This is a genomic window from Corynebacterium sp. 122RC1 (assembly GCF_024580955.1).
In the GTDB taxonomy this organism is placed as follows: domain Bacteria; phylum Actinomycetota; class Actinomycetes; order Mycobacteriales; family Mycobacteriaceae; genus Corynebacterium; species Corynebacterium kozikiae.
Window position 1 is genome coordinate 37935 of sequence record NZ_JANIKD010000001.1, and the last position, 20129, is coordinate 58063.

The 20129-nt window shown below is 59.8% G+C and carries 22 protein-coding genes; 9 read left to right on the forward strand and 13 right to left on the reverse strand.

All coding sequences use genetic code 11. The features are described from left to right. Positions 1-5: 5 nt before the first annotated feature. Complete coding sequence (miaB, locus tag NQ050_RS00155) at positions 6-1529, reverse strand: tRNA (N6-isopentenyl adenosine(37)-C2)-methylthiotransferase MiaB (RefSeq protein WP_257037207.1); 1524 nt, start codon at positions 1527-1529, stop codon at positions 6-8. A 225-nt stretch (positions 1530-1754) separates the two neighbouring features. Between miaB and gluA the strand changes: the two genes are divergently transcribed. From gluA to NQ050_RS00175, 4 genes are read left to right on the forward strand one after another with little or no spacing between them, the layout of a single operon-like run. Continuing rightward, positions 1755-2483, forward strand: coding sequence for a glutamate ABC transporter ATP-binding protein GluA (gluA, locus tag NQ050_RS00160; RefSeq protein ID WP_257037355.1), 729 nt, complete (start codon positions 1755-1757; stop codon positions 2481-2483). Between the two features lie 52 nt (positions 2484-2535). Then, positions 2536-3414 carry a glutamate ABC transporter substrate-binding protein gene (locus tag NQ050_RS00165; RefSeq protein ID WP_257037208.1) on the forward strand — a complete coding sequence of 293 codons (879 nt, stop codon included), beginning with the start codon at positions 2536-2538 and terminating at the stop codon, positions 3412-3414. A gap of 11 nt (positions 3415-3425) precedes the next feature. Next, positions 3426-4112, forward strand: coding sequence for an amino acid ABC transporter permease (locus tag NQ050_RS00170; protein ID WP_257037210.1), 687 nt, complete (start codon positions 3426-3428; stop codon positions 4110-4112). Beyond that, complete coding sequence (locus tag NQ050_RS00175; RefSeq protein WP_257037211.1) at positions 4109-5047, forward strand: amino acid ABC transporter permease; 939 nt, start codon at positions 4109-4111, stop codon at positions 5045-5047. Before NQ050_RS00170 ends, NQ050_RS00175 begins: the two co-directional genes overlap by 4 nt. Here NQ050_RS00175 and NQ050_RS00180 read toward each other — a convergent pair. The 3 genes from NQ050_RS00180 to NQ050_RS00190 form a co-directional block, all read right to left on the reverse strand. Continuing rightward, the gene (locus NQ050_RS00180) at positions 5028-5591 is read right to left on the reverse strand and encodes a regulatory protein RecX (RefSeq protein ID WP_257037212.1); all 564 of its coding nucleotides are present in this window, start codon (positions 5589-5591) and stop codon (positions 5028-5030) included. The genes NQ050_RS00175 and NQ050_RS00180 overlap by 20 nt on opposite strands. Then, positions 5575-6675, reverse strand: coding sequence for a recombinase RecA (gene recA / locus NQ050_RS00185; protein WP_257037213.1), 1101 nt, complete (start codon positions 6673-6675; stop codon positions 5575-5577). The genes NQ050_RS00180 and recA overlap by 17 nt, the downstream gene beginning before the upstream one ends. 181 nt (positions 6676-6856) lie before the next feature. Further along, entirely contained in the window at positions 6857-7069 is a 213-nt protein-coding gene (locus NQ050_RS00190) for a DUF3046 domain-containing protein (protein WP_257037214.1), read from the reverse strand. A 65-nt stretch (positions 7070-7134) separates the two neighbouring features. Here NQ050_RS00190 and NQ050_RS00195 point away from each other — a divergent pair, with 65 nt between their 5' ends. From NQ050_RS00195 to NQ050_RS00205, 3 genes are read left to right on the forward strand one after another with little or no spacing between them, the layout of a single operon-like run. After that, complete coding sequence (locus NQ050_RS00195) at positions 7135-7695, forward strand: biotin transporter BioY (protein ID WP_257037215.1); 561 nt, start codon at positions 7135-7137, stop codon at positions 7693-7695. Continuing rightward, positions 7696-8379: an energy-coupling factor ABC transporter ATP-binding protein gene (locus NQ050_RS00200; RefSeq protein ID WP_257037216.1), complete on the forward strand. Its 684-nt coding sequence runs from the start codon at positions 7696-7698 to the stop codon at positions 8377-8379. It abuts the gene before it with no gap. After that, positions 8376-8966, forward strand: coding sequence for an energy-coupling factor transporter transmembrane protein EcfT (locus NQ050_RS00205; RefSeq protein ID WP_257037217.1), 591 nt, complete (start codon positions 8376-8378; stop codon positions 8964-8966). Before NQ050_RS00200 ends, NQ050_RS00205 begins: the two co-directional genes overlap by 4 nt. Here the strand turns inward: NQ050_RS00205 and NQ050_RS00210 are convergent. Genes NQ050_RS00210 through pgsA form a run of 4 tightly spaced genes read right to left on the reverse strand, consistent with a single transcriptional unit; the run spans position 8963 to position 11135 of the window. Further along, entirely contained in the window at positions 8963-9778 is an 816-nt protein-coding gene (locus NQ050_RS00210; RefSeq protein WP_257037218.1) for a PspA/IM30 family protein, read from the reverse strand. The genes NQ050_RS00205 and NQ050_RS00210 overlap by 4 nt on opposite strands. Positions 9779-9799: 21 nt before the next feature. Beyond that, complete coding sequence (locus NQ050_RS00215; protein WP_257037220.1) at positions 9800-10111, reverse strand: helix-turn-helix domain-containing protein; 312 nt, start codon at positions 10109-10111, stop codon at positions 9800-9802. 8 nt (positions 10112-10119) lie between these two features. Next, positions 10120-10578 carry a CinA family protein gene (locus NQ050_RS00220; protein WP_257037221.1) on the reverse strand — a complete coding sequence of 153 codons (459 nt, stop codon included), beginning with the start codon at positions 10576-10578 and terminating at the stop codon, positions 10120-10122. Further along, positions 10575-11135, reverse strand: a complete 561-nt coding sequence (gene pgsA, locus NQ050_RS00225) for a CDP-diacylglycerol--glycerol-3-phosphate 3-phosphatidyltransferase (RefSeq protein ID WP_257037223.1) — start codon at positions 11133-11135, stop codon at positions 10575-10577. The genes NQ050_RS00220 and pgsA overlap by 4 nt, the downstream gene beginning before the upstream one ends. A 17-nt stretch (positions 11136-11152) precedes the next feature. Between pgsA and NQ050_RS00230 the strand changes: the two genes are divergently transcribed. Continuing rightward, entirely contained in the window at positions 11153-11446 is a 294-nt protein-coding gene (locus NQ050_RS00230) for a YciI family protein (RefSeq protein ID WP_257037224.1), read from the forward strand. Here the strand turns inward: NQ050_RS00230 and NQ050_RS00235 are convergent. After that, a complete protein-coding gene (locus NQ050_RS00235) occupies positions 11443-12495 on the reverse strand; it encodes a TerC family protein (protein WP_257037225.1) in 1053 nt (350 codons plus the stop codon). The two genes, NQ050_RS00230 and NQ050_RS00235, sit on opposite strands and share 4 nt — an antisense overlap. Positions 12496-12813: 318 nt before the next feature. On the opposite strand from NQ050_RS00235, the gene NQ050_RS00240 reads away from it, so the two are divergent. Continuing rightward, positions 12814-13929, forward strand: a complete 1116-nt coding sequence (locus NQ050_RS00240; RefSeq protein WP_257037226.1) for an HNH endonuclease — start codon at positions 12814-12816, stop codon at positions 13927-13929. Positions 13930-14007: 78 nt separating this feature from the next. On the opposite strand, the gene NQ050_RS00245 is transcribed toward NQ050_RS00240, so the two are convergent. From NQ050_RS00245 to dapA, 4 genes are read right to left on the reverse strand one after another with little or no spacing between them, the layout of a single operon-like run. After that, positions 14008-16569: a DNA translocase FtsK gene (locus NQ050_RS00245; protein WP_257037227.1), complete on the reverse strand. Its 2562-nt coding sequence runs from the start codon at positions 16567-16569 to the stop codon at positions 14008-14010. A 56-nt stretch (positions 16570-16625) separates the two neighbouring features. Further along, positions 16626-17243, reverse strand: coding sequence for a TIGR03085 family metal-binding protein (locus NQ050_RS00250; protein ID WP_257037228.1), 618 nt, complete (start codon positions 17241-17243; stop codon positions 16626-16628). An 18-nt stretch (positions 17244-17261) separates the two neighbouring features. Beyond that, positions 17262-19202, reverse strand: a complete 1941-nt coding sequence (locus tag NQ050_RS00255; RefSeq protein WP_257037229.1) for a ribonuclease J — start codon at positions 19200-19202, stop codon at positions 17262-17264. 1 nt (position 19203) lies between these two features. Beyond that, positions 19204-20112 carry a 4-hydroxy-tetrahydrodipicolinate synthase gene (gene dapA / locus NQ050_RS00260; RefSeq protein ID WP_257037230.1) on the reverse strand — a complete coding sequence of 303 codons (909 nt, stop codon included), beginning with the start codon at positions 20110-20112 and terminating at the stop codon, positions 19204-19206. Positions 20113-20129: the final 17 nt, after the last annotated feature.

Consider the following 20129-nt stretch of genomic DNA (forward strand, 5'->3'; position numbering starts at 1 on the left):
AGCGGTTAGCAGCCGCAGGCGTCTGCGCCTGCTTGTGGAGTCTTTGCTGCAGGCTTCCCTACCGCCGGCAAGCCCAGCCCAACCCCCACTGGTGCGGTGGTGGGTACCTTGCCGGCGGCAGACATGTCGCCCGCTTTGGTGCGGCGGTGCGTGAGCACGCCAGAGTCAGCGATGAGGAAGTGCGGCTTGGCCTCGGTGACGGTAGCGATCACGACGTCACCTGGTCGGACCTGCTCCTCAATGTTGCCTTCAGGCATGAAGTGGACAAGGCGCCCGTCCCTGGCGCGGCCAGTCATCCGCTTGGTGGCGTCGTTCTTGCGCCCGCCCGTGGCCTGCACCAGCAGCTCCACCTCAGTACCAACGAGCTTCTGGTTTTCTTCCCAACTGATGCGCTCTTGCAGTGCAATCAGGCGTTCGTAGCGCTCCTGCACCACTTCCTTGGGCACCTGCTCTGCGTATTCCGCCGCCGGGGTGCCTGGGCGTGGGCTGTATTGGAAGGTGTAGGCGCTGCTGAACCGCGCCTTTTCCACCACGTCGAGGGTGTCTTGGAAGTCCTGTTCAGTTTCACCGGGGAATCCCACGATGATATCCGTGGTAATACAGGCGTTCGGCAGCTTCTCGCGGACCTCGTCCAAGATGGCCAGGAAGCGGGCGGAGCGGTAGCTACGGCGCATGTTCTTGAGCACTGTGTCTGAACCGGACTGCAGCGGCATGTGGAGCTGCGGGCAGACGTTGGGTGTTTCCGCCATGGCATCAATCACGTCAGAGGTGAACTCCGCCGGGTGTGGGCTGGTGAAGCGCACGCGCTCCAGGCCCTCGATTTCTCCGCAGGCACGCAGCAGCTTGGAAAAAGCGGAGCGGTCGCGCTCCAGGGTGGGGTCGGCAAAGTTCACGCCATATGCGTTCACGTTTTGGCCCAGCAGGGTCACCTCGCTCACGCCTTGCTCCACTAGCGCCTTCACCTCAGCGAGAATTTCGCCTGGGCGGCGGTCCACTTCCTTGCCGCGCAGTGAGGGGACGATGCAGAAGGTGCAGGTGTTGTTGCAGCCCACGGACACGCTCACCCAGCCGGCGTAGGCCGACTCACGCTTGGCCGGCAGCACCGATGGGAACTGCTCCAAGGCGTCCACGATTTCCACCTGGGCCTGCTTGTTGTGGCGCGCTCGCTCCAACAGCACCGGCAGCGAGCCGATGTTGTGGGTACCAAAGACCACATCCACCCACGGGGCCTTCTGCACCACAGTTTCCTTGTCCTTTTGCGCCAAGCAGCCGCCCACCGCGATCTGCAGGTTGGGGTTGCGCTCCTTGTTGGAACGCAATTGGCCCAGGGTGCCGTAGAGGCGCAGGTCAGCGTTTTCGCGCACCGCGCAGGTGTTGAACACGATGAGGTCCGCTTCTTGGTCCGCGGGCGCAGGGGTGTAGCCTGCGTCCTCCAGCAGGCCGGAGAGGCGCTCGGAATCGTGGACGTTCATCTGGCAGCCGAAAGTGCGCACCTCGTAGGTGCGGGAATCTGAGCTTGGTTGTTGCACGGGTTGCAAGTCTAGTTCTTGTGGCCTATTTCCCCAACCTGCGGTGTTAGCTCACTTGGGATGTAGTTGAGCAGGCCGCTGGACTTTTGCGGAATTGTGGGCTTAGATGGCACACAGGATCAATTTCTATTGGCCGATAGGTATTGAAAATCTTTAGCAATCTTTGCAAAATGTGATCCAGATTTCACTAAGGTGAGACCCATGACACAGCATACAAGCACGCCGATGATCCAAATCACTGGGGTGGATAAGTATTTTGAGAGCTTCCACGCGCTCAAAGACATCAACCTCGAGGTACCCAAAGGCCAGGTTGTAGTGGTGTTGGGGCCATCCGGCTCCGGCAAATCAACTCTGTGCCGCACCATCAACCGCCTGGAAACCATCAACAACGGCGAAATCCGCATTGACGGCAAACTTCTCCCCGAAGAAGGCAAAGCCCTTGCGAGCTTGCGTGCTGATGTCGGCATGGTGTTCCAGCAATTCAACCTCTTCCCCCACTTGAGCATCCGAGACAACGTAACCCTCGGCCCCATCAAGGTACGGAAGATGAAAAAGCAGGAGGCCAACGAGCTGGCCATGGAGCTCCTGGAGCGAGTAGGCATTGCCAATCAGGCAGACAAGTACCCCGCCCAGCTCTCCGGTGGTCAGCAGCAGCGCGTGGCAATCGCCCGTGCACTCGCCATGCGTCCCAAGGTCATGCTTTTCGACGAACCCACCTCGGCCCTGGACCCGGAAATGGTCAACGAGGTCTTGGATGTCATGGCAGACCTCGCCAAGGAAGGCATGACCATGCTCTGCGTCACACACGAGATGGGTTTTGCCCGCAAGGCCGCAGACCGCGTGCTCTTTATGGCGGACGGCGCCATCGTGGAGGATTCCACCCCAGAGGAATTCTTTGCCAACCCCAAAACCGAGCGCGCCAAAGACTTCCTCGGCAAAATCCTCGCCCACTAGCCCACTAGCCCACTAGCCCACAGCGCTTTCGCGCAACAAGTAAGGAGCAACCATGTCCCTGAACCGTACTTTCGCCACCATCTCCACCGCTCTGATTGCTGCTACCGCCCTCGTCGCTTGCGGCTCCGACTCCTCCGCCGGCGGCGACGCTGGACTCTTGGCCAACATTGAATCCGGCAGCGTGACCCTGGGCACCAAGTACGACCAGCCAGGCCTGGGCCTGCGCAACGCCGACGGCTCCATGAGTGGCCTCGACGTAGACGTAGCCACCTACATCGTGAACCACATCGCCGAGGAAAACGGTTGGGCCGCCCCCACCATCACCTGGCGTGAAACCCCTTCCGCACAGCGCGAAACCCTCATCCAAAACGGCGAGGTAGACCTGATCGCCGCCACGTACTCCATCAACAAGTCCCGCTCCGAGTCCGTGAACTTCGGTGGCCCATACCTGCTCACCCACCAGGCCCTCCTGGTCCGCGCCGACGACTCCTCCATCAACACCGTCGAGGATCTAGACAACGGCCGCATCCTCTGCTCCGTCTCCGGCTCCACCCCAGCCCAAAAGGTCAAGGATGCCCTGCCTGGCGTGCAGCTCCAGGAGTACGACACCTACTCTTCCTGCGTTGAAGCTCTCCTGCAGGGCAACGTGGACGCGCTCACTACCGACGCCACCATCTTGAACGGCTACTCCCAGCAAAATGCCGGCAACTTCCGCCTGGTAGAAATGTTCCAGCCGGATGGCTCCGCCTACACCAACGAGTACTACGGCGTTGGCGTGAAGAAGGATGACACCGCCGCAACCGACGCCGTCAACAAAGCCCTGGAAGCGATGATTGCCTCCGGTGAACTGGAGTCCGCCATTAACACGAACTTGGGCTCCACAGACGGCATCACCTTGGGCACCCCAGGTGACCTCTCCTTCATCGAATAACAGGAGGCCTCATGGAAGCGATGTGGGCACAACTTGGCCCAGCGATCTTGCCGGCGTTTTGGGTGACCATCAAACTGACCGTGCTCTCCGCACTCGGCTCGATGGTGTTTGGCACCATCCTCACCGCCATGCGGGTTTCCCCCGTGCGCATTCTGCGAAGCATTGCCACCTTGTACATCAACACGGTCCGTAATACGCCGCTGACCTTGGTGGTACTGTTCTGCTCATTCGGCCTCTACCAAACGCTAGGGCTGCAGATGGCCGATAGAGAATCCGCCACGTTCCTGGCGGATAACAACTTCCGCCTGGCGGTGCTGGGCTTCATCCTCTACACCTCCGCGTTCGTGGCTGAATGCTTGCGTTCCGGCATCAACACCGTGGACTTTGGGCAGGCCGAGGCGGCGCGCTCACTGGGTTTGAGCTTTGGCCAAACCTTTCAAACCATTGTGTTCCCCCAAGCCATCCGCGGCGCGGTGGTGCCTTTGGGGAACACCTTGATTGCACTCACCAAGAACACCACCATCGCTTCCGTGATCGGTGTTGCTGAAGCGTCCTTGCTGATGAAGGAAGTCATTGAAAACCACGCAAGCCAGCTCTTCATTATCTTCGGCGCCTTTGCAATTGGCTTCATGCTGCTCACCCTGCCCACGGGCCTGGCGGTCGGCGCGCTGGCGAACAAGATGGCGGTGAAACGATGAGCGTACGCGCAACAGTCCTCTACGACGCACCAGGGCCCAAAGCCCGCATGCGTAATCGCATCTACTCTGCCCTCGTGGTGGCCCTTTCCCTCCTGCTGCTGTGGTGGGTTGTGAGCACCCTTGGGGAGAAAGGCCAACTCGAGGCCGCAAAATGGACCCCCTTCCTAGAGGCCAATACCTGGCGCACCTACCTGCTCCCAGGTCTGGTTGGCACCTTGAAGGCGGCGTTCGCCTCCATTTTGCTCGCCATCGTGGTGGGCGCCCTGTTGGGGCTAGGGAGGCTCTCACCGAATGTATTAATCCGGGGCGTATGCGCGGCGATCGTGGAGTTTTTCCGCGCCATCCCCGTGCTCCTGCTGATCATCTTCTCCTACCAAGTGCTGGCCGTGTATGGCCTGGTACCCCCACGCCAGCTCGCGTTTACCGCAGTGGTGTTCGCCTTGACCATGTATAACGGCTCAGTGATCGCGGAGATCCTCCGTTCCGGCATCAAGAGTTTGCCGAAGGGCCAAAAGGAAGCCGCGGCAGCGTTGGGGTTGAGCCACCGGCAAACCATGTGGAAGGTCCTCCTCCCCCAGGCGGTTGCCGCGATGCTCCCGGCGCTTATCGCCCAGGCCGTGATTGCCTTGAAGGACTCGGCACTGGGTTACCAGATTGGTTATGTGGAGATCGTGCGCCAGGGCATCCAATCCAGCGCGGTGAACCGCAACTATTTGGCATCCCTCATCGTGGTGGCGGTCGTGATGATCATCATTAATTACGCGCTCACTTTGCTCGCAGAGCGCATTGAACGCCAACTGCGCGCCGGCCGCGCACGCCGCAACATTTTTGCCAAGGTGCCACAAATGCCTACTCAGGGTTTGGACACCAAGGACAACGTGAACGTGGACTGGCACGCAGCCGAGCACGTTGAGATTAAGAATCCAGCCCAATAGCCTCCCTGGCCACCTCTATTGCGAGGTATTCGGGGAAGCCGCGGCGGGCAAGGTAGCCCACCACCTTCTGCAGTTGCTTCTGCTGCTCCTGCCAGGTGGTGGGTGTTTCTTTGAGCGTACGCGCCTTCTTTTGCGCAAAGGTTCTGGCGAGCTCGCGTTCGTCTGCGTCGCTCACTGCCGCGAGAGCCTCCTCAGCGGTGTTGGAGTGTACGCCTTTTTGACGCAGCTCTTGGCGCAGGGCCCGTTTGGATTTTCCGCGGCGTTCCCTGCGCTGCGTGACCCATGCATGGGCAAATGCGGCGTCATCGATGAGCCCCACGCGCTCTAGGTCATCCAGGACTTCCGCGATCTGCGGCTCCGGGAACTCGAGTGCGCCCAGGCGTTCCTCAAGCTCTTTGCGGGACCTGGCGCGTTGATCAAGGAGGAGCAGGGCCCTGTTGCGGATCTTTGTTTTTTGCTGCTCTGCTTCAACATCAATCTGCGCTGGGGTGTAGGACTCCAGCGCAGCTCGAAGTTGTTCGATTTTGTTATTCTTCGGCGTCATCGAAATCGACGTTTGGCACCATGTCTACAGGCTCGTCGCTCAGTTCATCGCCTTTGCCGGCGAACTCACCGATGCCGAGCTTTTCAAAGATCTTCTTCTCGATCTCATCAGAAAGCTCGGGGGAATCCTTGAGAAAGAGGCGCACTTTTTCTTTGCCCTGGCCGAGTTGCTCGCCGTCATAGGTAAACCAGGAGCCGGACTTTTTGATGATGCCGTTATCCACGCCGAGGTCGATAATGGAGGATTCGCGGGAGATGCCCTCGCCGTAGATGATGTCAAACTCTGCGATCTTGAACGGTGGGGACACCTTGTTCTTCACGACCTTCAACTTAGTGCGGTTACCAATTGCATCTTGGCCGTCTTTGAGGGTTTGGATGCGGCGGACATCGCAGCGCACGGAGGCGTAGAACTTCAGTGCCTTACCACCGGTGGTGGTCTCCGGGGAACCGAACATCACGCCAATCTTTTCACGCAATTGGTTGATGAAGATCGCGGTGGTGCCAGAGTTGTAGAGGGCGCCCGTCATCTTGCGCAGCGCTTGGGACATCAGGCGGGCTTGGAGGCCAACGTGGGAATCGCCCATCTCGCCTTCAATTTCCGCCTTTGGGGTAAGGGCTGCAACGGAGTCAATCACGATGATGTCAATGGCACCGGAGCGCACCAGCATGTCTGCAATTTCGAGGGCCTGCTCGCCGGTGTCTGGTTGGGAGACGAGAAGCGCATCGGTGTCCACGCCGAGCTTGCGGGCATAGTCTGGGTCAAGCGCGTGCTCGGCGTCGATAAACGCCGCGATGCCGCCAGCTCGCTGGGCCTGTGCGATGGCGTGCAGGGCCACAGTGGTCTTACCCGAGGATTCAGGGCCGTAAATCTCCACGATGCGCCCACGGGGGAAACCACCGATGCCCAATGCGACGTCAATCGCAGTGTTGCCGGAAGAGATCACCTGGATTGGCGGGCGATTATCATCACCCAAGCGCATCACTGCGCCCTTGCCAAAGTCCTTTTCAATCATTGCCAATGCGGCGTCCAACGCCTTTTGGCGGTTGTCTCCGGCGTTTGCGGCGGCGGTCTTCTTCGGTGCCATGTTTGCTGATGTTCCTTCTGTGGTTTGTGAAAGTGAGGTAGTCATACCTACTTAGACGGCCCCAAGGGGGCTATTTGGTTCCCTCACGGTAGCGGTTGAGCCAAACATTACCCCCGAGTATAACGCACAATTGTTCGAAGATCGAGTTTTCGAACGCTACGGCGTGTGAGCTGGATACACGCTATTTATCCGTGTCCTGACCCAGGCGGCGTTCTGCGGGAATTCGAAAATCATCGCACAGTGCCTCCCACACCTGTTTGAGGTCCTCCCCATCCTCAACGAGCTCGTTTGCGGTTTTCCCATGCGCAGCAAGCACATGGGAGTGCAAGATCCACTCCCCTTGCGCTTGGCCAAACTCATCGTGGACCAGCTTCGCAAACAGGGTATAACGCATAGCCCACAGTGTACGGATTACCTTGGGATTCCTAGATTTTAGCCGCTAGGACTATAATTTGAACAGTGACCAATAAATCTTCAGCGCGCGACCTCGCCTACATCGCAGTGTTCGCAGCCCTCATCATTGTTCTTGCTTTCGTTGCTATCCCAGTTGGTGCCGCAGGTGTGCCAATCGTCCTCCAGAACGCAGCCGTCATCCTGGCCGGCCTCGTCTTGGGCGGCAAGCGCGGCTTCCTCACCGCGGCGCTCTTCCTCGGCCTTGGCCTGCTGGGTCTGCCAGTCCTCGCAGGTGGCCGTTCCACCCTCGCCGCACTCTCCGGCGTTTCTGTCGGCTATCTGGTGGGCTACCTCGTCTCCGCAACTGTCGCCGGCGCCATCGCCTACCAGGGCCTGCGTCTGCGCGGCGCTGGGCGCGTCGGAATGTTCATCCTTGCCGGCGCCGTGGCACTGCTCATGCAGTACACCTGCGGCGCAATCGGCTTCATGCTGCGCGCTGACATGGACCTCGCGGCAGCAGTGGCAGCCCAAGGCCCCTTCGTACTTTTTGACTCCATCAAGGTCGCCGTAGCAATCATCATCGCGCTCGCCGTGCATAAGGCATTCCCAAACAACCTCAAGGCATAAATGGCTCGCATTAAATTCAACGACGTCAGCGTGACATACGGTGACGTCGGCGTGCTTTCCCACATCACCACCGAAATCACCGAGCCACGCGTCGCAGTGATCGGTGCGAACGGCGGCGGCAAGTCCACCCTTGTCCGCCTCATCAACGGCCTGAGCGAGGCAACTTCGGGGGAGGTGCTTGTCGACGGGCGCAACGTGGCACGTGAAGCGAAAGCAGTGCGCAAAAAGGTGGGCTTTGTGTTCTCCGATGCCGAAAACCAAATCGTCATGCCCACCGTGCGCGAAGACATCGCCTTTTCCCTGCGCCGCTTCAAGCTGAGCAAGGAAGAAAAACAGCACAAGGTGGAGCAAACGATGGAGCGCTTTGGACTCAGCAAGCTCGCTGACAACTCCCCGCACACGCTCTCCGGCGGCCAAAAGCAGCTCCTCGCCCTCGCCTCCGTGCTCGTGATCGATCCAGACGTGGTGATCGCCGACGAACCCACCACATTGCTAGACTTCCGCAACCGCGAACTCATCCGCGAGGTGTTCGCCAGCCTGAGCCAACAGCTCATCGTGGTGACCCACGACCTCGACTTCATCACCGACTTCGACCGCGCCCTCTGCGTGGATAATCACCGCATCGCGGCTGACGGCGCTCCAACAGACGTCATCCGCTATTACATGGAGGAAACCCGGCCATGATCCGCCAGGTCCCAATGGGCGTGTATGTTCCCGGCAACAGCCTGATCCACCGCACCCCACCGATGCTCAAGATAGGGCTGCTTATCGCTTTCATTATCTTCGCGCGCGGAATCTACACACCATTGGTGCCTATCGTCCTCATGGCGATCGCGAGAATCCCCCTTAAAACCGCATGGAGCCAAGTCTGGCCTGTTCTCCCCGTGCTGGCCGTTCTGTTCGCCTACCAATGGTGGCAAATCAGCCTCGTGCGCGCCGCTGAAATCACCGCCGGCATCCTCGCCGCCCTCATGCTGGCCACGTTGATTACCCTCACCACCAAGCTCGAGGCGATGATGGAGGCGTTGGAGCGCTTCCTCGCACCAACAAAGAAAATCGGCGTGCCGGTGGACACCATTGTGCTGGCGTTTTCCCTTACTCTGCGGCTGCTGCCACTGATGCTCGCGACCGTGGGTGAGGTGCTAGACGCAAGAAAGGCGCGTGGAGCGAACACTTCCCTGTTGGCTTTTGGTACGCCAGTGGTGATCCGCTCCATGCGCCGTGCCCAGGCAATAGGCGATGCCCTGGTTGCCCGTGGCTTAGATGACTAGCTTTCGCCGCGTAGCTCACGCAGCTTCTGCGCCACAGCATCATCGCCTTGCGCCTGCTGCTGTGGGGCTTCAATAGCCTGAGCCTCCGCCTTTGGCGCGTTCAGCTCCGCGCGGATTTGCTCCAAGCGGGAGTGGCCGGCGAGCTGCACGCCAGCCTGCTCGATTTCCGCCATACGACCCTGCACGGAGTTCTGTGCCAACTCCGCCGTACCGAGTGCGTTCGCGTAGCGGCGCTCAATCTTCTCGCGCACAGCCTCAAGACTTGGGGTATCGCGGTTGGTGATTGAGTTCATGGACTGGATGGACTCCGCCACCTTCTCCTGCATTTTTGCCTGCTCAAGCTGGGACAGCAGCTTGGTGCGCTCGGCTACCTTCTGCTGCAGCGCCATGGAGTTGCGCTCCACGGCCTGCTTCGCGGCCTCGGCCTGTTGGAGGGCTTGGTCATGGAGCTTCTTGGTGTCTTCCACGCCCTGCTCCGCAGTCACGAGCTGCGCCGCGAAGGCCTCCGCAGCATTTTCATACTCGCTGGCCTTTTGGGTGTTGCCCTCAGCGCGAGCCTTATCCGCAAGCTGCAGCGCCTGGCGGGTATTCGCGTGCAGCTTCTCAATGTCCGCCAGGCGGCGGTTGAGCTGCATCTCCAGTTGGCGCTGGTTACCAATCACTGCCGCAGCCTGCTGCGAAAGCTCCTGGTGCTGGCGCTGCGCATCCTCAATGGCCTGCTGGATCTGCACCTTGGGGTCAGCGTGCTCCTCGATCTTGGAGTCGAACAAAGCCATGAAGTATTTCCAAGCCTTGGAAAATGGGTTCGCCATGAAAAGGTGCCTTTCTCAACGTTAATTGTTTATCTCGCGGAACAGTCTAGCTTCTGCACGGCTCATTGCCATGGTGCTCGCCGCTTCAATGAGTACATCTGCCACAGAAGTCCCAAGGGCATGGCACACAGACGCCAACAGCTCCGAAGACACTTCCTTACGTCCGCGCTCCAGCTCCGAAAGATACCCCGGAGACACCCGCGAGGCCTCAGCCAACTCACGCAAGGTAATGCCCTTATCCGCGCGGAAAGCACGCAGGGCGGAACCGAGCGCCTCGCGCAGCAGCATCTCCGGCGCAATCGGCTTTTCCAAAACAGCAGTGTAATTCATCATCAGCTTCTTCAACGCCCACTAGCCACAATTAGTTCCCCCACCCACAAAAGCGCAGCTTCCGCCGCCTGCCCGCGAATTTCTTGCCGCCCACCCGCAAAGCGAAACTCCCTACTCCAACTGTCCCCCTCAGGCCCGACAACACCCACAAACACCTGCCCCACCAGATCCCCCTCCGGCCCCGCGTAGCCCGTCAAAGACACGCCCCACGACGCCCCCAAGGCCCGTGCCGCTGCCGCCGCCATGGCACGGGCGGTCTGGGGAGAGACGACGCCGTGTGCGTCGATAATTTCTTGATCCACCCCAGCCAGTGAGACCTTGACCTCGGTTGCGTACGTAATCAAGCCCCCGCGCAGCACATTTGAAGCTCCTGGGGTGTCGGCGATCCGTGCCGCGCACAGGCCAGCCGTGAGTGACTCGCAGGTAGCAATCGTTTCCCCACGTGCCGCCAGAGCCTGCACCAATGTCATTTCGCGTTGAGCTTCCGCGCCTCAACCACGTATTGCACGCCCGTCACCACCGTAATCGCCACTGCCGCCAACATCACCGGCAACGCCACAAGCTTTGCCCCCGGAATCAGGTACAACGCAACTGCAACAGCCTGCAGCACCGTCTTCAACTTGCCGCCCCGGCTCGCCGGCACCACATTGCCCTTGCGCAGCTCAAACATGCGCCAAATCGTGATTCCAAGCTCGCGGAACACAATCACCACGGTGATCCACCACGGCATCAAACCCACCAGATTCAGGCACACCAACGCGGTAATCATCAGCGCCTTATCCGCAATAGGGTCCGCGATCTTACCGAAATCCGTGACCAGCCCACGCGAGCGCGCAATATCGCCGTCGAGCTTGTCCGTGATCATCAACACCACGAACACACCCAACGCCCACCACATGCGCTCCGAAAGCACCAACCAGGCAAACGGCGGAATGGCAATAATGCGCAAACTCGTGAGCACATTTGGCAGATTCCAGTTCGTGGGCTTTTCATCATTCACAACCACCAACACTACCTGCTTTCCCACGCAGTAGCATGGAAGTCATGACAACATTTGCTATCGAGTACCAATACAACCCCACCAGCGAAAAGATCCTCGAACACCGGCCCAAGCACCGCGAATTCTTGGCAAACCTCCTCAAAGAAGGCAAACTGCTCGCCTCCGGCCCCATCACCGAACCCGCAGGCAGCTCACTCATCATCATCCGCCTCGCCGAAGGCACCACCATCGCCGACGCCGAAGCCGAAATGGAAAAGGACCCCTTCCACCAAGAAGGCGCCCTTGACGCGCGTACCTTCCAGGTGTGGGATCCCGTACTGAACGTGTTCCAGGACTAAGCTGGCCAGTCCTCACCAGTCTTCTTGGCGTGGTTCCAATGTGCCTGCACGCCACCTTGGGCCTCGTCACGCTTGGACTTCCACACCGAAGCCAACACCGTCACCGTCAAGATGCCAACAATCACAATCAACGACCAGTGCGTTGGAATCTCAAACACGTGCAGCGGCTCACCACCGTTAATCCACGGCAAGTTGTTCTCATGCAGCGCGTGCAGCAGCAACTTCACACCGATGAAGCCCAGGATCAAGCCCAGACCGTACGGCAGGTACACAAGACGATCCAACAGGCCATCCAACAGGAAGTACATCTGACGCAGACCCAACAGTGCAAAAGCGTTCGTGGTGAACACAATGTACGGCTCGGAAGTAATGCCATAGATCGCCGGAATGGAGTCGAAGGCGAACATCAAGTCGATCATGCCTACGGCCATCAACGCCACCAGCATCGGCGTCACCGCGCGCTTGCCGTTCACCCGGCCAAACAAACGGTCACCGTTATACGTTGGCGTTACATGCATAACCTTACGCAGCAACTTGATGACAGCCATATCATTCGGATCAGTCTCCGGCTTCTCCGAAAACTCATCCCAAATCAACTTCACCGCGGTGTAAATCAAGAACAAACCGAAAATGTAGAACACCGCAGACCAGCGCTCAATCGCCGCGGCACCCAACAAAATGAACACCAAACGGAACACAAGCGCCAACGCAATACCAATCAGCAGCACCTTCTGCTGATACTTCCGCGGAATCTTAAACGCGCCCATAATCAGCGCAAACACAAACAGATTATCGACGCTCAGCGCCTTCTCAGTGATATAGCCCGTAAAGAACTCAATACCATGCTGATGCGGATTCCCCGGCTCACCCCACGTGAACCACAAGAACACACCGAATACGGCCGCCAACGCCACATAAAACAGCGACCAAAACGCAGACTCCTTCAACGAAGGCTCATGCGGCGTCCGCACATGCGAATAGAAGTCGAACACAAAAAAACCAGCGATCACCGCAATCGTGATCAGCCACGTCACAAGATTCACTTCCATAAAAAGACACCTCCGGTCTCATACAACAACTGACATGAGCCGGAGGTCTCCCCCACTCCACCCAAAAAGCGAAGCCGGCACGACCGGGAACGAACACGCTCCGTGTTGACGATCAATACCGCGGGCGGGGTACTCCCCTCCATGCATGCCCGCAACTCTACCCATGGGGCGGGCATATGTCATATTCGCCGCGCCGTCAAGCCCCCACCAACCGAAATTCCACAGGCACAACCCCCTCCAACACGAATTCCACAGAAATCGCCCCTCCAACACATTCACCCTTTCGCCCCCTTGCGGACGCGCCCTACAGTCAGCGCCATGGACTTCATCCGGTCATACCACCAAGACGGGCTACAGGTACTCGATGCCATCGCCCGCGCCCTCCGCGAAAACTCACGCGAAGACGTTGCCGCCGACCTACGCATCTCCACCCAAACCGTCCACCGCATGCTTTGGGTCCGCAAGTACTACTTGGACGCCAAGGTCCGCAAGGCCGCAGTCAACGTCCCTCTTGACGCCCTGGACGGCGTCGCTAGGCATATCAAGCAGCTTCGCAGGGAACATCGCAACCCTGTGTTGTTGGAGTGTCTTGCAGGAACCGAGGCTTTGAGCGTAGACGCCATCATCGCGCGCGCCAAGCACCTGGTTGAGGAGTTCAAGAAGCGGCACGAGTACGAACCGAAGCGCACCGAAACCGTCAATGTACAGGAGGAACCCGACTCGAACGGACAACGACGAATCGTTGGTGTATTCAACGACCACACCCTCACCGCCATGCTCAAAAAACTTCAAGGGCGCGTCAGCACCTTCACCAAAGCCGGCATGGCAAAAAATGAGGCCCTCGCGCACGCGTTCAGCGAAGCCATCCTCGGGGACACTTCCGACGGCACCCCGTTGCGCTACCAACCAGGCCTGCTCCTACCGCTGCGGCCCAGCGAAGGCTACTTCAAGGACGGCAAGGTTTACACCTTCGACGGAGCCGGGGTGCCGCTATCCGAACTCGATGGCCTGCAGATCGCCGACACCGGATTCCTGATAGCCACGGCCCTCGACGCCGATGGCAAACTCGGGGCAGAGGCCATCCCAATCCGGCGCTTCGCCACCGACCTCCAACGAATCCTCCTTGCCACCGAACTACTGGTGTGCCCCTACCCGCACTGCCAAGTGCCCGCCGGCGACTGCCAATACCACCACATCGAGGCATTCTCCCAAGGCGGCGCTACAACAACCGACAACCTGGTTATCCTCTGCCGAACACACAATGCCAAGAACGACGACAACCCCCACAGACACAAAAACGGCCGCGTAGAACGCAACTCCAACACAGGCGACCCCCACTACAAAGCCAGCCCAGACGCCGAACCCGCCACCAACCCTCATCCAGCTCGGCGCAAAGGTTGGAGGGAGGAATCCAAAGCCTTCCTAGGGCTTTAGGATCTAGCCTCCAGGGCGCCTGAAACGCGACAGCCGTAGAACCGAAAGGGTTCTACGGCTACCAGTGCTGCTCCAACACTAAAACGGAGCATTCGTTGGGTTATACACCTCTTCCTTTGGGGCATCCGCTGGGTTGGCGCCCTTAATCATCCAGATGGTGGTGTCCAACTCTTCTGGTTTCACCAACACTTCGCGTGGCTTCGAGCCCTCAGATGGACCAACCACGCCCCTGGTTTCCATGAGGTCCATGAGACGGCCAGCCTTTGCGAAACCAATGCGCAGCTTTCGTTGGAGCATGGAGGTGGAGCCCAGTTGGCTGTTCACCACCAACTCCACGGCCTGGAGGAGATCCTCCATGTCTGATCCAATGTCGTCGTCGATTTCGCGCTTGGACTCGGAGGCCTTCTCCTCCGTCACGCCCTCGGTGTAGTCGGGCTCTCCTTGGAGCTTGGCGGCCTCCACCACCGCTTGCACTTCTTCATCCGTTACAAACGCACCTTGGATGCGCTGCGGGCGGCCGCCCTGCGGGATGAACAAGCCATCGCCCATACCAATGAGCTTTTCTGCGCCGGCTTGGTCGAGGATGACGCGGGAGTCAGTGAGCGAGGAAGTGGCAAACGCGAGGCGTGATGGAACGTTGGTTTTGATCAAACCGGTGACCACGTCCACGGATGGGCGCTGGGTAGCGAGCACTAGGTGGATGCCTGCGGCGCGGGCCTTTTGCGTGATGCGGACGATCGAATCCTCGATTTCCTTGGGGGCAGTCATCATCAGGTCGGCAAGCTCGTCCACAACGCACACAATGTACGGGTAGCGTCGGTACTCCCTTTGCGACCCTGCTGGCGCCTGGATTTCTCCAGCGGACACTTTCCGGTTGAAGTCCTTGATGTGGCGCACCCTGGCTTGCTGCATGTCCATGTAGCGCTGCTCCATCTCCTCAACGAGCCATTGGAGCGCGGCCGCGGCCTTCTTTGGTTGGGTGATGATAGGCGTGATGAGGTGCGGGATTCCCTCGTAGGGGGTGAGCTCCACCATCTTGGGGTCCACCAGGATCAGTCGCACGTCTTCGGGGGTCGCGCGCGTAAGCAAGGAAACCAGCAGCGAGTTGACGAACGCAGACTTACCGGAACCCGTTGAACCAGCCACCAACAGGTGCGGCATTTTCTGGATGGAGTGGCTGACGTAATCGCCCTCGATGTCCTTCCCAAGGCCAATAAGCATGGGGTCCTGGTCAGCCAGGGTCTCGGGAGCGTTGAGGACATCACCCAGGCGCACCATCTCGCGATCCGCGTTGGGTACCTCGATACCAACAGCCGACTTGCCCGGAATCGGCGTGAGTAGGCGCACGTTATCCGTCGCTACAGCGTAGGCAAGGTTGGACTGCAAGTTCGTAATCTTTGAAACCTTCACACCCGGACCAAGCTCGACCTCGTAGCGAGTCACCGTTGGTCCACGGGAAAAGCCCGTCACCTGGGCATCGACCTTGAACTCCTCAAACACCGCGGTGATGGCCTCGATCATCCGATCATTCGCCGCGGAGTGCTTCTTGGACTCCTGGCCGGGGATCAGCAGGTTGGTGCTCGGGACTTCATAATCCCCCGACTCCAACAGCTTTTCCTCCACCGCGGGTGGCTGTGGAGTTGGTTGGGGCGCAGGTGCTGGCGCTGGTTTGCGCTCTTCCACCGCAGCCTTGAGGTTTTGCGTGGCTGCAACCACTGCGTCCTTTGTTGGTGGAGGGGTTGTGATTGCCGGGAATTCGTTGGTGTCTTCCACCAACGGTTTGGCCTTCTTCGTTGGAGCGGGTTCTGGTTCCTGGAACAGCGTGGTTGGTAGGTCTTCTTCCTCCACCAACGGCGGCGCAACATTCCGAGGCGCGCGTGGCGTTGGCACTGGCCGGCGCTCGAACGCGCGGGAGCGCTCCCGTGGCTTTTCCGCCTCCGCGAACTCGACCGCTGCCGCGTTTTCCGCCTCTGCCTGCTCCTCTTCTTCCAGCTCCCTTTCCGGCCGCAGCGCTTTCACGGCGTCCACAAACTCGCGCGCCGTCACTCCAGTCACCTTTTGCGCTCCAAGAATGATGAGCAGCACCAGCAGGGGCACCGCAATGTACGCGCTGAAACCCTTGGCAAGCAATCCACCAAGAACACTGCCGACGATCCCACCCGCGGTCATACGCTCCGGCCAGGCGGTAGGGTTCCCGGCGAAGACGTCGAGGAGGCCGAGCATGGACACGATAATGAGGAACGTGCCGCCGAAGACGCGGATACGAGCGTCGACGGCGGGGACGTGGCCAAGCATGAGGGCAACGGCTATAGCAACCAACGCAATGGGTGCGATGAGGGCTCCCGCGCCAATGGCCATGTGTGTAAGATCGGAGATGAACGCGCCGACGGGGCCGGCGATGTTAAACCAAACCGACGCTCCAAGAACTACGGCGAGTGCTACGAGGCTCAGCGCGAGGGTATCGCTGTGTTCCTTGGGTTCTTCCTGATCTTGATCTTGGCCGCCAGCCTTCCGGGTCAGCGATCCCAGGCCCTTTGCGGTTGCGCCAAAAATGCTCGCCAAACCGCCTCCAACAGCTTTGTAGGCGCTGCCGGTGCGTTCGACTGTTTCGGTCTTGCGTCTGGTGGTGGGGGAAGCCATGTGAAAGAGTTTAACCACTCAAATCACATTCATCACATTCGCAACACCGATCAAGTCTAGATACTTGAACGAACCACAAACCCTTGCGGATCCTCCACCTCAACCTGCACAGCATCACGCCCAAACACCCACAACAGCAACTCGCCAGGTGCCCCGGTCACGGTAGCTACCTCAGCACCCTTCGCCGCTACTCGCGGGTTGGAGTGGGCGGTGAAACGCTGCCCACCACCGATTGGTTGAAGCACCACCGGGCCGGTGGAACGCCGCAACTGCATCGGCGCCGTTTGCCGCAAAATCTGCAACAGGTCAGACGTCCTCTTGGTGGAGAACGTTCGCGGCGCAATGACTCCCCTCCCCCGCCGGACGTCCTCATGATGAACAAAGTTCTCCGCCCCATTGATCAAAGCGTCTGCAACCCTGCGGCCTTTGAAGTTTGCCCACGAGTCAATGAGTTGGTGATATTCGCGTTTTCGTGTGTTGGTTTGGGTGCGTTGGAGGTAGTGCTGCAGTGGCGGTAGCACTAAGCCCGCGGCAGCGAGGGGTCGCTGCTCGCGGACTACGAGGTGTGCGATGAGGTCGTGGGTTGTCCAGCCTTCGCACAGGGTTGGGTATTCGGGGCCGACGTCACGCAGGAGCTTGGCAAGCTCCTTGCGTTCGTAACTTGCAAATGACATGCCCCCGAGTCTATTCCCTTAGAGGCTCGGCCGGTGTGCGTTGACTTCGGAGTCGTCGGCGGCTACGGCGTTGGAGGTGACGGGGAATACGGTTGGCATGATCATTGGCTTGCGGCGCCAGGTTTGTTCGACGTAGCGGGAAACTTTCCTGCGCAGTTGTTGAACCATGCGGTAGGGGTCGTTTTCGCCTTCGGCTGCGAGGTCGTTCATGGTGTTTTCCACGAGTTCGGCAACCTCGGGCATCATGGCTACGGCGTCTTCGGAGAAGCCCTTGGCTTCTACCCGTGGGCGCTCCACCAGGCGGCCGGTGCGGTTGTCGATCACTGCGGTGATGGCGATCAGGCCGCCTTCACCGAGCGAGGTGCGTTCTTCGAGGACCTCGGTGTCGATGTCGCCCATGGTGACGCCATCCACGTAGAGGTTACCCACTGGGATTTGGCCAACTACGCGGGCACGGCCGTCCACGAGGTCCACTACCACGCCGTTTTGGGCAAGCACCACGCGGTCTGGGTCCACGCCGGTGGAGATGGCGAGTTCCTTGTTCGCGCGCAGGTGGCGCCATTCGCCGTGCACGGGCATGGCGTTCACTGGGCGGGCGGCGTTGTAGAGGAACAGCAGCTCGCCGGAGTAGCCGTGGCCAGAGGTGTGCACTTTGGCGTCGCGGCCAGTGATGACGGTGGCGCCGATCTGGGAGAGCATGTTGATCACGCCGAACACCGCTTCCTCATTGCCTGGGACCAGGGAGGAGGAAAGGATGATGACGTCGCCAGCACGAACGGTGATTTGACGGTGCTCACGACGCGCCATGCGGGAAAGCGCTGCCATTGGTTCACCCTGGGTGCCGGTGGTGATGAGCAGGACCTTGTGTGGTGCGAGCTTGGCGGCGTCGTCCATGCTGATGATCGTGCCGCGCGGCGCCTTCAAGTAGCCCATCTTCTCCGCGATCTCCATGTTTCGGATCATGGAGCGGCCGTTGAAGGCAACCTTGCGGCCGGCGGCAACGGCAGCATCAACGGCAGCCTGTACGCGGTACACGTTGGAGGCGAAGGAAGCCAGGATGACGCGCTGTTTCGCTTCGGCCACGATCCGCTTGAGTGTTGGAGCGATTTCAGCTTCCGAGCCGGACACGCCGGGGGTGGTGGCGTTGGTGGAGTCGCAGAGCAGCAGGTCCACGCCTTCGTCACCGAAGCGGGACAGTGCGGGCAGGTCGGTTGGGCGGCCGTCGGTTGGAGTTTGGTCCAGCTTGATGTCGCCTGTGTGCACAACCAGGCCGGCGCCGGTCTTGATGGCTACGCCGAGGCAATCTGGGATGGAGTGGTTCACGGCCCAGAAACGGATGTTGAACGGCCCGCGGTTTTCGTTGGACTTCTCGTTAACCTCGATCAGCTTGGGGCGCTGACGGTGCTCACGGCACTTGGCTGCGATCAGGGCCAGGGTGAACTTAGAAGCCAGGATGGGCAGGTCGGGGCGCAGTTTGAGCAGCCATGGGATGGCGCCGATGTGGTCCTCGTGGCCGTGGGTGACCACCAGCGCTTCAACTTGGTTGATGCGGTCTTCGATTGGGCCGAAGTCCGGCAGGATCAGGTCCACGCCGGGTTCGCCGGATGAGGGGAAGAGCACGCCGCAGTCCACGATGAGCAGGCGGTTGTTGTACTCGAACACGGTCATGTTGCGGCCGATTTCGGAAATGCCGCCGAGTGCCGTGATGCGCAGTCCGTTCTTCGGTGCCTTCGGTGGCAGTGGAAGGCGCTCGGTGAGGTCTGCACCTTGCATGGACTTCACCACGTTGCGTCGGGCGCCGTTGTTGGAGTTGTTTCGGCGGCCGCGGCCACGGTTGCGGTTGTTGCGTCCGCCGTTTTCCTGCTTCTGCTCAGGCGCCTGGAAGGTTGGGCTCTCTGCGGTTTCTGGGGAGCCTGACTTACGGGTTGCCCTGCGGGATCGGCTTCGGGATTCGGTCATATTATGTTAAAACTCCAGCGTTCTTCATATCTTGTTCTAGCTGGGCGAGCTCGGTGTCATTTGGGCCGAACACGGGCAGGCGGGGTGCGCCAACCTCGATGCCTTGCAGACGGAGCCCAGCCTTGGCCAGAACTACTGCGCCGAGGCGCGCTTGGGCGCGCACGAGTGGGGCGAGTTGTGCATTAATTTCTTGAGCGCGGCTTAGGTTGCCGCTATCAAAGCTTTCGTACATCTCCCGCAACTGCCGAGGCGCAAGGTGGCCGATCACTGAGATGAAGCCGGTTGCGCCCACGGCGAGCCATGGGATGTTGAGAGGGTCATCGCCGGAGTACCAACCAAGGCCTGTTTCTTGGATGAGGCAGGTTGCTGCGGCGATATCTCCTTTAGCATCCTTGACCGCGTGCACATTCGCAAGTGCAGCGATCCGACGCAGGGTGGGTTCCTCAATGGGAATCCCGGAGCGCCCAGGGATGTCGTAAGCACAGATTGGGATGTTTACTGCGGCATCGATTGCCTCGAAATGCCGGAACACGCCCTCTTGGCTTGGCTTGGAGTAGTACGGCGTGACAACCAGAAGGCCGTCCGCGCCGGCTTGCTCGGATTGGGTGGCAAGCGCCACGGAGGCGACGGTGTTGTTGGAGCCGGCGCCAGCGATGATTTTGGCACGCTCCCCCACTGCTTCCTTGACTACCTTGATGAGCTCCAGTTTCTCCTCAACCGTGGTGGTTGGGGATTCGCCGGTGGTTCCGGAGACGATCAGGCTGTCGATCCCATTGTCCACGAGGTGGGTGGCGAGCCGTTGGGCTGCCTTGGGGTCGAAGTTGCCGGAGGCGTCAAACGGGGTAACCATTGCCACGGCAACGGAACCGAAGAGTTCCTTGCCTACAGTTGATGCCAAACCTGTGCTCATGCCACACCACGTTACCC

Coding starts and splice junctions, on each gene's coding strand:
- gluA (WP_257037355.1), top strand. CDS start 1,755: ATGATCCAAATCACTGGGGTGGATAAGTATTTTGAGAGCTTCCACGCG.
- NQ050_RS00165 (WP_257037208.1), top strand. CDS start 2,536: ATGTCCCTGAACCGTACTTTCGCCACCATCTCCACCGCTCTGATTGCT.
- NQ050_RS00170 (WP_257037210.1), top strand. CDS start 3,426: ATGGAAGCGATGTGGGCACAACTTGGCCCAGCGATCTTGCCGGCGTTT.
- NQ050_RS00175 (WP_257037211.1), top strand. CDS start 4,109: ATGAGCGTACGCGCAACAGTCCTCTACGACGCACCAGGGCCCAAAGCC.
- NQ050_RS00180 (WP_257037212.1), bottom strand. CDS start 5,591: ATGACGCCGAAGAATAACAAAATCGAACAACTTCGAGCTGCGCTGGAG.
- recA (WP_257037213.1), bottom strand. CDS start 6,675: ATGGCACCGAAGAAGACCGCCGCCGCAAACGCCGGAGACAACCGCCAA.
- NQ050_RS00190 (WP_257037214.1), bottom strand. CDS start 7,069: ATGCGTTATACCCTGTTTGCGAAGCTGGTCCACGATGAGTTTGGCCAA.
- NQ050_RS00200 (WP_257037216.1), top strand. CDS start 7,696: ATGGCTCGCATTAAATTCAACGACGTCAGCGTGACATACGGTGACGTC.
- NQ050_RS00205 (WP_257037217.1), top strand. CDS start 8,376: ATGATCCGCCAGGTCCCAATGGGCGTGTATGTTCCCGGCAACAGCCTG.
- NQ050_RS00210 (WP_257037218.1), bottom strand. CDS start 9,778: ATGGCGAACCCATTTTCCAAGGCTTGGAAATACTTCATGGCTTTGTTC.
- NQ050_RS00215 (WP_257037220.1), bottom strand. CDS start 10,111: ATGATGAATTACACTGCTGTTTTGGAAAAGCCGATTGCGCCGGAGATG.
- NQ050_RS00220 (WP_257037221.1), bottom strand. CDS start 10,578: ATGACATTGGTGCAGGCTCTGGCGGCACGTGGGGAAACGATTGCTACC.
- NQ050_RS00230 (WP_257037224.1), top strand. CDS start 11,153: ATGACAACATTTGCTATCGAGTACCAATACAACCCCACCAGCGAAAAG.
- NQ050_RS00235 (WP_257037225.1), bottom strand. CDS start 12,495: ATGGAAGTGAATCTTGTGACGTGGCTGATCACGATTGCGGTGATCGCT.
- NQ050_RS00240 (WP_257037226.1), top strand. CDS start 12,814: ATGGACTTCATCCGGTCATACCACCAAGACGGGCTACAGGTACTCGAT.
- NQ050_RS00245 (WP_257037227.1), bottom strand. CDS start 16,569: ATGGCTTCCCCCACCACCAGACGCAAGACCGAAACAGTCGAACGCACC.
- NQ050_RS00250 (WP_257037228.1), bottom strand. CDS start 17,243: ATGTCATTTGCAAGTTACGAACGCAAGGAGCTTGCCAAGCTCCTGCGT.
- NQ050_RS00255 (WP_257037229.1), bottom strand. CDS start 19,202: ATGACCGAATCCCGAAGCCGATCCCGCAGGGCAACCCGTAAGTCAGGC.
- dapA (WP_257037230.1), bottom strand. CDS start 20,112: ATGAGCACAGGTTTGGCATCAACTGTAGGCAAGGAACTCTTCGGTTCC.